Here is an 11,737-nt window from a genome sequence, read left to right on the forward strand (position 1 = left end):
TATCCTGCGTCAGCCTATCCAATTGTCGCGCCCATAGGAAAGTGGTCTTTGGGTCGCAACGCGAGCAACCACATGGGGGATGCAGATGAAAAAGATCGAAGCCATCATCAAGCCGTTCAAGCTGGATGAAGTCAAAGAAGCCTTACAGGACATCGGGGTGCAAGGCCTTTCGGTGATCGAAGTGAAGGGCTTTGGCCGACAGAAGGGCCACACGGAACTTTACCGCGGCGCTGAGTATGTCGTCGACTTCCTGCCCAAAGTGAAGATCGAGGTCGTGCTGCCCGCCGACCAGGTGGACGAAGCCATCGAGGCCATCGTTGAAGCCGCAAAGACCGACAAAATCGGTGACGGCAAAATCTTCGTCACCCCCGTAGAACAAGCGATCCGCATCCGTACCGGTGAAACCGGCCACGATGCGGTCTGAGACAGATAAGATACGAACCAAAGGATAAGTGAAATGAGCGTTAAAGACGTACTCTCAACAATCAAGGACGACGACATCGCCTATGTCGACATCCGTTTTACTGACGTGCGCGGCAAGCTGCAGCACGTGACTGTTGATTGCGACCTTGTCGACGAAGACTTCCTTGAAGAAGGCTTCATGTTCGACGGCTCGTCAATCGCAGGCTGGAAGTCGATTGAAAACTCGGACATGAAATTGATGCCCGACACCAACAGCGCTTATGTCGATCCGTTCTACGCCGAAAAAACCCTGTGTCTGCATTGCTCGATTGTCGAGCCTGACACCGGCGAAAGCTATGGTCGCGACCCGCGCGGCACAGCCGAAAAAGCCGAGGCTTATCTGAAAGCATCCGGCATTGGTGACGTGGCCTATATGGGTCCAGAAGCCGAGTTCTTCTTGTTTGATGATGTGCGCTTCTCAAACACCATGAACAAAGTGTCGTTCGAAGTGGATGCGGTTGACGCGTCTTGGAACACTGACGCCGAATACGAGATGGGCAACACTGGCCACCGTCCCGGCGTCAAGGGCGGCTACTTCCCCGTGAACCCGATTGACGACGCACAAGACTTGCGCTCGGAAATGCTGTCGACCATGAAGCAAATCGGTATGAAAACCGACAAGCACCACCACGAGGTGGCATCGTGCCAGCACGAGCTTGGCTTGATCTTTGACAGCCTGACCAAACAGGCCGACGAGCTGCAGAAATACAAATACATCATCCACAACGTGGCACATGCTTATGGCAAATCGGCCACCTTCATGCCCAAGCCCATCGCGGGCGACAACGGCACCGGCATGCATGTGAACATGTCGATCTGGAAAGACGGCAAGCCGCTTTTCGCGGGCGACAAATATGCCGACCTCAGCCAAGAAGCGATTTGGTTCATCGGGGGCATCCTGAAACATGCCAAAACCTTGAACGCTTTCACCAACCCGGCGACCAACAGCTACAAGCGTCTGATCCCCGGTTTTGAGGCCCCTGTTCTGCGCGCCTACTCGGCTCGCAACCGGTCGGGTTGTGTTCGTATTCCGTGGACAGAAAGCCCGAAAGCAAAACGCGTCGAAGCTCGTTTCCCTGATCCAGCCGCGAACCCTTACCTGTGCTTCGCAGCCCTTCTGATGGCTGGCCTTGACGGCATCAAGAACAAGATCGACCCGGGCCCCGCGCAAGATAAAAACCTCTATGATCTGCCAGCGGAAGAGCTGGAAGGCATCGACACGGTGTGTGCATCTCTGCGCGAAGCTCTCGATAGCTTGAAAGAAGATCATGACTTCCTTCTGGCCGGTGACGTATTCACCAAAGACCAGATCGAAGGTTACCTGGATCTGAAATGGGAAGAGGTCTATGCCTACGAGCACACGCCTCACCCAGTAGAATATCAGCTTTACTACAGCTGCTAAGTCCAGTCGGGCGACTACAGAACAAAAAAGAAAGGGCGCCGATTGCGGCGCCCTTTACTTATTCACAGTGTCAGATAACCAAAACTACGCGCCGGCGATCAAACGCCTCCAGCCGCGCGGTAAGCCTCCAACTGCTTTGCACCTTTGGCGATACACACATTGTCAGCTTCGCGTTTCGACATGTTCGCAGGTTTCGCGATCGCTTGGTCCCACTGTACACGCTCGACGGTGTAAAGCTGACACGTAACTTCGCCCTTCGGTGTCTTCACAACAACCGGCGTACTTTCATAGCTTGATCGCCCGCAACCTGACACGGCCACAACAGACGCCAATACAATCATTCCCACTCGCAGCATATTCTCAACCTTTCACACTTGGATCACTCTACAATCGACGACGCCCGACACGTTCTTCCCCAGCAACGTCATCTCGGTAAAGCGATAGTCGGCTGTGCTGTATTTTCAAAGGGTTTTGTTAAAAAACTCTGCAGTTTCGGCGATTATTCTCTGAATGCGGGCGAAAGAATGGCGCGGTCAACCAATCCGAGATTGGCGTCAAATCAAACCCACATTGATGCCCGCGAAGGGACACAATCTGACCATGGATATTAAGCGTTCGACCGGGAACTACTCAATTGATTCGCCAAGTTCGTCGGACTTTCGCACAACAAAGGTGTGGATCGAAAACACCACAGCCCCAGTTTGGGGCAATCGCCGCATCCCCTGTCTTTCCACTCTGACCCAGCCCGCTCCTTCGGTCGTGGCCACGCGTCGGTCTTCCTCGGTCCGTGGCTGAAACAGGTCAGGATCCGCATAGATCAGACAGTTTGCGCGCCACATTGGCCGCCCAACCTGAACCCCATCAAATAGGCGCTGAACACGACGTGCGATATCCGTCGTATACTCTGCTACCGGCTTGTGGATGCGCGTCATGGGTTTCAGAAATTTCTGCCCAAGCGACCAGCTTGCCGGAAAGCACAGGATCGCACCGGTCAGGACATGCTCATCCTCCCCACCACGCTTCTGCATAAGGACAAAATCCTCTTGGACCAATGCACCGCAGGTCAATAGCGGTTGGGATCGGTCGACAGAAACCTCACGCCCGTCGGGGCAACGGACGAACGCGGGGGCTACGTCGAAATCTGGACGCGTCTCCAACTCCGCCAAAATCGTTTCCAAAAGCTCATCCGCAGCGGGACGCGCCTCGTCACTCAGCCGGTGAACCTGATCCAACTCGTCTTGCATCAGACGCACCCGATAGGCCATCTGTGCGGTGTAGGCATCGTCAACAAGCAACCACTCGCCTTCGGTGATTGGCGAAAGTCCCGGCAGTTTACGATGCTGCAAATCCGCCCAAGGTCCGATCGGGAGATGTTTTTGACAGATTTCCACGAAACCCTCACAGATATGACTTGGCCGAGAGCTTCAGTGGTTACCACCCGTTTGGCAAGACCGCGATTGCGGCCCAAAGCCCCTTAGATGGCGAACCGGGCAAGCAGGCCATAATGGTCCGAGCCAAGCCGGGGAAGCCGTTGCACCCGGCCTTGCCCGCCTGTCACCAAAACATGGTCGATGGGGACCCGCATCCAACCATTTGCCTTGGTCAACGAGACATGTGGGGGCCCGATCCGTTCCGTGCCCGACACCGCCTCGATCATTTCAAACGACGTGCTCCAAGGTACCATATTGAAGTCCCCACCAATCACCATGGGACCTTCAAGCCCCTGCAAAATCGGCAGCAACCGGGCGATATGGGCGGGCTGGCTATAGGGCCACGGCCAATGCAGATGGATCGATACGACCCAAACCGGGCCTTGTGGCGTTACAACACGCATCGCGGCCAGCCCATCAGCTTCAGCGCAAAAGGACGATCCTGCGACCATTGGCCAACGCGAGGCGACGGCGACGCCGCCCACCGTGGCGAAGGGGCAAAACTGGCGGCTCTTATAAGTCTTTTCCAGCGGGTCAAAGACCGCCATGTTTACACCACTTACCTCTTGTAATGTCAGGAAATCAGGCGCACGCGCCAACACGTCGTGGGCCAGCAACCCCGGATCCTCCACGAGGAAACGCATGTTTTTCTGATACAGACTTAATTCAGTGCGCCCTTCGGCATTGCCAGTGCTGTACAGCCAGACAATCGGCCCAAGGGCAGCACCGGCTGCAACAAACCCCACCAACGCCCAGCGACGTGCCAGCGCCAACCATAAAAGCCCGGCAAGAAAGATCACCGCCACCGCGATCTGAGGCCGAAATACAGCCAGACTATCGCCAGCGGGGTGCTGATTGCCCAAATACCCCGCGCCCAAGACGATAAGTGCCAGTATCAAAAGGTTTTTAAGACCGCGTTTCATCATGCGCCCTTGTTACCCCCTTCTCGGAAAAAAGGAACATTCAATCACCCTTGCGTGAGCAATGCTCCGCCGATCTTGTGAGCTACGCCGATGATGCCCAATGTGCAAGGACGCACCGAAGGGGGATCGCGATGAAAACCGAAAAATTCAGCTTCACCGGCTTTGACGGAAACCCGCTGGCCGCGCGGCTTGATATGCCAGATGGTCCGCATTTAGCCACAGCGCTATTTGCGCATTGCTTTACCTGCGGCAAAGACATCGCGGCTGCGCGACGTGTTGCGGCGCGTCTGGCAGGGCTAGGCATTGCGGTGCTTCGGTTCGACTTCACCGGACTTGGCCATTCGTCGGGCGAGTTTGAGAACACGAACTTCTCGTCCAATGTCGAAGATATCGAACGCGCCGCCACGGCGTTGTCGGATCGTGGTATGTCCCCTAGCCTCCTGATCGGCCACTCACTGGGTGGAGCCGCAGTGATCAAGGCGGCAAGTCGCTTGCCAGACACCAAGGCCGTCGTCACCATTGGTGCCCCTGCCGACCCTGCCCACGTGGTCGACAATTTTGCCGATGCCGTTCCGCGCATTCGTGCAGAAGGCGTCAGCGAAGTTAATCTGGGCGGCCGCCCGTTCCGTGTGCGTGAGGAATTCATCAAAGATGTCGAGGCAAGCGATCTGAACGATGCGCTACCGTCTCTTAACGCAGCCCTTCTAGTGCTGCACGCGCCGCGTGATCAGATTGTGTCGATCGACAACGCCGCTACCATCTTTATCGGGGCAAAACATCCAAAGAGTTTTGTTACGCTGGATGATGCTGATCACCTGATTTCGCGCCCAGAGGACGCGGAATATGTGGCGGACGTCATCGCCGCATGGGTCGCAAAATATGTGCAACTCTCTCCGCCCGCGCCCCCACCCGGTGCACCCGAAGGCATTGTGCGTTCGACCGAGGCTGATCCCCGCGGGTTCTTGCAGGACATCCAATCCGGGCCCAACCATCACACATTCGCGGACGAACCGCTTGCCTATGGGGGCACCAATAAAGGCATGTCGCCCTACGGGTTCCTGGCCAGCGGGCTGGGTGCCTGCACCTCGATGACAATCCGCATGTATGCCCGCAGAAAAGGTTGGCCGCTTGATCATATTTGGGTCGACGTAAGCCACGACAAAGTTCACGCTCAAGACGCGGAAACTGGCACCCGCGATCGGATCGACCGCTTCCGGCGTGAAATCCACCTGACGGGCGCTTTAGACGGTGATCAACGTGCCCGCTTGCTTGAAATTGCAGACAAATGTCCGGTTCACCGCACCTTGGAGGCCTCAAGCGAGATCGAGACAGTGCTGGCCGATTAGGCCCAACCTTTGGACCGCGTTAAAGCCACATTCGGACGGCGAAAATTGCGTGGGTGGCCCTCGGATCGGCTTTTTGCCTTGACCTGAGCCACCCGCGCGTCAAAAACCCCTTTTATGAGTACAGGCAGACTTACCATTGATCTGGATGCAGTGGCCGCCAACTGGCGGGCGCTGGATGCAAAAAGCGACCAGGGCGTGCAGACGTCAGCCGTGGTCAAGGCCGATGCTTATGGGCTCGGCGTTGGCAAAGTTGGGCGCGCGTTGGCCGCCGCTGGTGCGCGCCGGTTCTTTGTGGCCGTTCCCGAGGAAGGCGCCGCGCTTCGTGAAGCACTCGGTCCCGGACCCGAGATCAGCGTATTCGCAGGCCACATGCCCGGCGACACCGATATGATCCATGATCTGGGCCTCGTGCCCATGCTGAACTCGGTCGATCAACTGACCCGCCATTTCGAAGCCCTGCCTGGTCACCCGTTCGGCATCCAGCTTGATACGGGGATGAACCGTCTTGGGATGGAGGCCGCTGAATGGGGGCCGCTTCGCGAGCTTATCGTCGCCCAGAACCCGCGCCTGATCATGAGCCATCTGGCCTGTGCGGACGAACCGACACATCTGATGAACCGGCAACAGTTGGAAACCTTCCACGAAATGACCGAGGGGTTGGACGTTCCACGCAGCCTTGCCGCCACAGGTGGCATCCTGATGGGGTCGGACTATCACTTCGACCTGACACGCCCCGGGATCGGTCTTTATGGGGGGCTGCCCTTTGATGCGGCGGCACCTGTGGTGTCCTTGGACCTGCCTGTTGTGCAGATACGTGATGTGGCCCCCGGTGAAAGCGTAGGATACTCAAACACTTGGGTCGCTGAATATCAAACCCGCGTGGCGACTGTCTGCGGCGGCTATGCGGACGGCATATCGCGTAAGATATCAAACAAAGCGGTCATGTTTCACGAAGACACGCCCTGCCCGATCCTTGGACGCGTCTCTATGGACCTGATCACCGTAGATGTGACGCACCTGCGCGAGATCCCCAAATCGCTCACCCTTCTGGGGACGCAACAAAACGCTGATGATTTGGCTGACGTCGCCGGCACAATCGGCTATGAAGTCCTGACACAGCTTGGCGCGCGTTATGCTCGCTACTATGCGAGAGGTCGCGGATGAACGCGCTCACCTACCCATTGGCGGCTCTGGGCCGCGCCACGCTTGGCTTTCTGGCCATGGTCGGCCGGGTTGCAATCTTTGCTGGCCAGTCGCTTAGTCACATCGTGCGCCCGCCCTTTTATCCACGCGAGTTTCTGAACGCGCTTTTGAACGTCGGCTATTTCAGCCTGCCGGTGGTCGGCCTGACCGCGATTTTCACCGGTGCGGCTTTGGCTTTGCAGATCTATTCTGGCGGGCAGCGGTTCTCGGCCGAGGCCGTGGTGCCGCAAATCGTCGCCATCGGCATGGTGCGCGAACTTGGCCCGGTGCTTGTGGGTCTTATGATTGCCGCGCGTGTCACGTCCTCCATCGCGGCCGAGGTTGCGACGATGAAAGTGACGGAACAGATCGACGCGCTCGTCACCCTGTCGACCCATCCGATGAAATATCTAACCGCGCCGCGCGTGCTGGCCGCGATCCTTGTCGTGCCCGCGCTTGTTGGGATCGGCGACATCATCGGCATCATGGGCGGCTATATCGTCGGCACCAAGCAATTGGGCTTCGCCCCCGGCGCTTACCTGACCAACACATGGAACTTCCTTGAAACCGCCGATATCGTGTCCTCGCTTGTCAAAGGCGCTGTCTTCGGCTTCATCGCCGCCGTCATGGGCTGCTATCACGGCATGAATTCCGGCCGCGGCGCACAAGGTGTGGGCCGTGCCACCAAAACATCAGTCGAGGCCGCAGCCGTCATGATACTCGCCGCCAACTTCCTTCTCACCAGCTTCTTCTTTGCCACATGATTGAATTGAACAACGTCCATAAAGCCTTTGGTTCCAAACGTGTTTTGGATGGCGTCGACCTGACGATCAATCGTGGTGAGAGCATGGTGATCATCGGAGGCTCCGGCACCGGCAAATCCGTCCTGCTGAAGTGCATCCTTGGCCTGATGACGCAAGATCAGGGCATTATCACACTGGATGGTCAGGACACTTCGACCGTCGAGCGTGACGCCTTTCTGGCACGCTTCGGGATGCTCTTTCAGGGGGCTGCACTTTTCGACAGCCTGCCGGTCTGGCAAAACGTCGCCTTCCGCCTGCTGCGCGGATCACTGGCCCGACCAAAAGCCGAGGCGCGTGAGATCGCGATTGAGAAACTGCGCCGTGTGGGCCTGACACCGGACGTGGCCGACCTGTTTCCTGCCGAGCTATCAGGTGGCATGCAAAAACGCGTCGGCCTTGCCCGCGCCATCGCCGCCGAGCCCGAGATCATCTTCTTTGACGAACCCACCACCGGCCTTGATCCCATCATGTCCGGCGTCATCAACGACCTGATCCGCGAGATCGTCGTCGAAATGGGCGCCACCGCCATGACCATCACCCACGACATGACGTCCGTACGGGTGATCTCCGACAAGGTCGCAATGCTGCATGACGGGAAAATCCAGTGGACTGGGCCTGTGGGCGAGATGGACGCGTCTGGTGATCCCTATGTGGCGCAGTTCATCTCGGGCAGCGCTGAGGGGCCGATTGAGGCGGTGCGGTAGGTAGCTCATTTACCCGGCGGCACCGCCGGGCAGCGCCCGACCGCCCCCAAAGGGCGGGCGCTTCGCTTCCGCCCGCGGTCAGACCCTGCCCTCCCCGTTCTTTTTCAAGCATTGAATCCAAATGATTAGGTTCTAACTTCTTCCTCATGCTGAAATACCTCAACCTCGCCCTCCTCATCGCCTTCCCTATCGCATGGTTCGCCCCGCTCATGCGGGCAGGCATCAACCTGCCGCTCTTTGGCCTGAAAGAAGTCAGTGTGATTTCGGGCCTGCAAGCGCTGTGGGACACGGATGTGATCCTTGCCCTTCTGGTCACCTTCTTCGCCGTCTTTGCCCCGATCATGAAGGTCCTGGGCTTGGCGTTGATCCAGTTTGGCATGATGCGCCGCAAGATGCTGCCAATCTTCAACATTCTGGGCAAGCTGGCGATGGCCGACATCTTCCTGATCGCGCTTTATATCGTGCTGGTTAAGGGTATCGGACTGGCGAAGATCGAGACTGGGTGGGGCCTTTATCTGTTCACCGCCTGCGTTCTGGCCTCCATCGGGTTGTCATTCGCCACGGCAAAGCGCCAACGCGCCTGAATCCGAAAGACACGACCCCCTAACGATCTACTCCCCACCAAAGAGCCCAAGCGGATTGCCCGAAGGAATGGCAACGCCCTTCACATTGGCGCCAAAATATCCGGGCTTGGATGGGTCCGCGTGTTGGATGGCATGGCCTGCATGAACATGCTGCACCTCCAACACGGTATAGGGTCTGCGATAGGTCCAGCCCCGGTTGGCGATTGCTGTAAGATCATGATCTGGCGGGACCTCGTCGGTGAAGGCATAGAAGTAAAGCGTAAACCCATAAGGTTCGACCGGCTGCACCGAAAGCGGGCGCATTCCAAGCTGATCAGCGCAGAGCCGTTCCACGGACGCGATGTCATGATGCCGCAATGTGAGCAGGTTCAAACACGGCCCGCCCCCCAACAAGGACGGATCGGTGGGCACGGGGCTGGTTTCTCCCTGAAACCCGTGCTGTATCAGTTCGATACCAAACCCGTCCGGGTCCGTGAAGTTTGTTAGGTAGCCCACATCACGAAACTGTCTTGGGGGCGGAACGTCCACACCCTTTGCGCGTAATTGATCATAGGCCAGATCAAGATCAGGTACGGAAATCGCGATTTTCCAGTAAAGGTCATCCGCAGCCGGGGTATAATCACCCGTTTGCGCCTGTTCAAAGAACACAGACATCTCGGCATCCGAATAGGTAAAGTGAGATGGGCCAAGTTCGCGCATCCCCAAAATGTCGCGATAAAATTCGGTCAGCCGCGCGGGGTCGGCCGTGCGCAGTGTTAGGCGGTCAAGCTTGGGCAAGTCATATCCTTCGTGTCAAAAACCTTTTCCGCAAAGCGTATCCTATGGTGGCCGAGATGCGCGTGCATTGATACCAAAAACCCTCGCGCGACGGAGGTCTTGCACCCGTCCGGCCAACCATGCACAAACGGCCCATGGCAAAAGCTCAGAAATCTTACACCTGTAACGCTTGCGGCGCGTCCTCGACCAAATGGTCTGGCCGGTGCGAGGCCTGTGGCGAGTGGAATTCGATTGTTGAAGAAGCACCGCTAAGCGCTGGTCCTGCCTCGAAATCCTTGGGTGGCAAGCGCGGGTCGTCGATCGTCCTGACCGATTTGTCCACCGAAGAGGCGCCGCCACCCCGCACCGAATGCGGCATGGGCGAGCTGGACCGCGTTCTTGGCGGTGGGCTTGTTCCCGGATCGGCCATTCTGGTCGGTGGCGATCCCGGCATCGGCAAGTCCACCTTGCTGCTGCAAGCCGCAGCACGGTTTACACAAGCAGGCCTGCCCACGATCTATGTCTCGGGCGAGGAAGCCTCGGCCCAAGTGCGGATGCGCGCCCAGCGGTTGGGGTTGGCCGATGCGCCGGTTAAACTGGCCGCCGAGACCAACCTGCGCGACATCATGACGACGCTTGACACCGAGCGTCCGGCGCTTGCGATCATTGATTCGATCCAAACCATGTGGGCCGACAATGTGGACAGCGCCCCCGGGTCGGTCAGTCAGGTCCGCGCCGCTGCGCATGAGCTGACGACGTTTGCCAAAAAACGCGGGATATCCGTCGTGCTCGTGGGCCATGTTACCAAAGAAGGCCAAATCGCTGGCCCGCGCGTGGTCGAACATATGGTCGACACGGTGCTTTATTTCGAAGGAGAACGCGGCCACCAATTCCGCATCCTGCGCGCCGTTAAGAACCGGTTTGGCCCTGCGGACGAGATCGGCGTGTTCGAGATGACAGGCAAGGGCCTGTCCGAAGTCCTGAACCCCTCGGCCCTGTTCCTGTCTGACCGCGAAGACCCAGCCCCCGGTTCGGTCGTTTTTGCAGGGATTGAAGGCACACGGCCCGTTCTGGTCGAGTTTCAGGCCCTAGTCGCCCCCTCACCTCATTCCCAACCCCGCCGTTCAGTTCTGGGGTGGGACGGGGGACGCTTGGCAATGATTCTAGCGGTACTGGAAGCCCGGTGCGGCATCCCCTTTGCAGGTCTCGACGTCTATCTAAACGTCGCTGGTGGCATGAAAATAACCGAACCTGCCGCCGACCTTGCTGTGGCGGCGGCGCTACTTTCTGCGCGCGAGGACGCGGCAATCCCAAAAGAGACTGTGGTTTTTGGCGAAATCAGTCTATCAGGTGCCCTGCGCCCCGTCGGCCAGACCGAAAACCGGTTGAAAGAAGCGCAAAAACTTGGTTTCACCGCCGCAATTGCGCCCACGCGCAGCAAGACCGGCACGGGTGCTGGGTTAAAGATACAGCAGATGGCAGACCTGACAGGGTTTGTCGGAGAGATTTTCGGGGCCGGATAAGCTCCACGAATAGGGACGGTTGCGGGCAATGATCCGAACCGAAGTGAGACGACATGGAAGGCTTTACCTTGATTGACGGGATCGTTGCGGCGGTCATCCTGATTTCGGCCATTCTGGCCTATTCGCGCGGCTTTGTGCGCGAAGGCATGTCCATCCTCGGATGGATCGCAGCGGCCGTATTGGCCTATATTTTCGCGCCCCGCGCGCTGCCCTTGGTGCAAGAGATCCCGGTTCTGAAGGATTTCATCGCTGACAGCTGCGAATTGTCCATGATTGCGTCCTTCGCAGGTGTCTTTGCCGTGGCCCTGGTGGTTGTATCAATCTTTACACCCCTGTTTTCCTCGGCCGTGCAACGCTCGGCCCTGGGTGGCTTGGACCAGGCCCTGGGATTTGTCTTTGGCGTGCTGCGTGGGCTGGTGTTGGTTGCCATTGCGCTGGTCGTCTATGACCGCATCGTGACAACAGACACCATTGCCATGGTCGACGACAGCCGCACAGCCAAGATTTTCGCCCGCACGCAGGATCGGATCAACGAACAGATCCCCGAGGACGCTCCGGGCTGGATCGTCGGAAAATACGAAGAGCTGGTGAATTCCTGCACGGCCCCGGCACAATAAACTAT

General features: G+C 57.9%; 13 protein-coding genes. 9 read left to right on the forward strand and 4 right to left on the reverse strand.

Annotated elements, in window-relative coordinates; translation table 11 throughout:
- Nucleotides 1–85: 85 nt before the first annotated feature.
- Complete coding sequence (locus V6N04_RS08525; protein WP_371169723.1) at nt 86–424, forward strand: P-II family nitrogen regulator; 339 nt, start codon at nt 86–88, stop codon at nt 422–424.
- Nucleotides 425–457: 33 nt separating this feature from the next.
- Entirely contained in the window at nt 458–1,864 is a 1,407-nt protein-coding gene (gene glnA / locus V6N04_RS08530; protein ID WP_371169724.1) for a type I glutamate--ammonia ligase, read from the forward strand.
- 98 nt (nt 1,865–1,962) lie between these two features.
- Here glnA and V6N04_RS08535 read toward each other — a convergent pair whose 3' ends face one another.
- From V6N04_RS08535 to V6N04_RS08545, 3 genes are all read right to left on the reverse strand, one after another.
- Nucleotides 1,963–2,220, reverse strand: coding sequence for a hypothetical protein (locus V6N04_RS08535; RefSeq protein ID WP_371169725.1), 258 nt, complete (start codon nt 2,218–2,220; stop codon nt 1,963–1,965).
- A 270-nt stretch (nt 2,221–2,490) separates the two neighbouring features.
- On the reverse strand, nt 2,491–3,255 hold the full coding sequence (locus V6N04_RS08540) for a heme-dependent oxidative N-demethylase family protein (protein WP_371169726.1): 765 nt from the start codon (nt 3,253–3,255) through the stop codon (nt 2,491–2,493).
- Between the two features lie 83 nt (nt 3,256–3,338).
- Nucleotides 3,339–4,217: an endonuclease/exonuclease/phosphatase family protein gene (locus tag V6N04_RS08545; protein ID WP_371169727.1), complete on the reverse strand. Its 879-nt coding sequence runs from the start codon at nt 4,215–4,217 to the stop codon at nt 3,339–3,341.
- 131 nt (nt 4,218–4,348) lie between these two features.
- Between V6N04_RS08545 and V6N04_RS08550 the strand changes: the two genes are divergently transcribed.
- The 5 genes from V6N04_RS08550 (at nt 4,349) to V6N04_RS08570 (ending at nt 8,836) form a co-directional block, all read left to right on the forward strand.
- Nucleotides 4,349–5,563, forward strand: coding sequence for a bifunctional alpha/beta hydrolase/OsmC family protein (locus V6N04_RS08550; RefSeq protein ID WP_371169728.1), 1,215 nt, complete (start codon nt 4,349–4,351; stop codon nt 5,561–5,563).
- Between the two features lie 114 nt (nt 5,564–5,677).
- Nucleotides 5,678–6,727: an alanine racemase gene (gene alr / locus V6N04_RS08555; protein ID WP_371169729.1), complete on the forward strand. Its 1,050-nt coding sequence runs from the start codon at nt 5,678–5,680 to the stop codon at nt 6,725–6,727.
- Nucleotides 6,724–7,509: an MlaE family ABC transporter permease gene (locus V6N04_RS08560; RefSeq protein ID WP_371169730.1), complete on the forward strand. Its 786-nt coding sequence runs from the start codon at nt 6,724–6,726 to the stop codon at nt 7,507–7,509. Before alr ends, V6N04_RS08560 begins: the two co-directional genes overlap by 4 nt.
- The gene (locus V6N04_RS08565) at nt 7,506–8,252 is read left to right on the forward strand and encodes an ABC transporter ATP-binding protein (protein WP_371169731.1); all 747 of its coding nucleotides are present in this window, start codon (nt 7,506–7,508) and stop codon (nt 8,250–8,252) included. The genes V6N04_RS08560 and V6N04_RS08565 overlap by 4 nt, the downstream gene beginning before the upstream one ends.
- A 146-nt stretch (nt 8,253–8,398) precedes the next feature.
- Nucleotides 8,399–8,836, forward strand: a complete 438-nt coding sequence (locus V6N04_RS08570) for a paraquat-inducible protein A (RefSeq protein ID WP_371169732.1) — start codon at nt 8,399–8,401, stop codon at nt 8,834–8,836.
- 27 nt (nt 8,837–8,863) lie between these two features.
- On the opposite strand, the gene V6N04_RS08575 is transcribed toward V6N04_RS08570, so the two are convergent.
- Nucleotides 8,864–9,613, reverse strand: a complete 750-nt coding sequence (locus tag V6N04_RS08575) for a VOC family protein (protein WP_371169733.1) — start codon at nt 9,611–9,613, stop codon at nt 8,864–8,866.
- Nucleotides 9,614–9,747: 134 nt separating this feature from the next.
- On the opposite strand from V6N04_RS08575, the gene radA reads away from it, so the two are divergent.
- Together radA and V6N04_RS08585 are read left to right on the forward strand one after the other, a co-directional pair.
- A complete protein-coding gene (gene radA, locus V6N04_RS08580; RefSeq protein WP_371169734.1) occupies nt 9,748–11,115 on the forward strand; it encodes a DNA repair protein RadA in 1,368 nt (455 codons plus the stop codon).
- A 53-nt stretch (nt 11,116–11,168) separates the two neighbouring features.
- Nucleotides 11,169–11,732, forward strand: a complete 564-nt coding sequence (locus V6N04_RS08585; RefSeq protein ID WP_371169735.1) for a CvpA family protein — start codon at nt 11,169–11,171, stop codon at nt 11,730–11,732.
- The last annotated feature ends 5 nt before the right edge of the window (nt 11,733–11,737 follow it).

This window comes from Aliiroseovarius conchicola, assembly GCF_041403445.1.
GTDB lineage: Bacteria > Pseudomonadota > Alphaproteobacteria > Rhodobacterales > Rhodobacteraceae > Aliiroseovarius > Aliiroseovarius conchicola.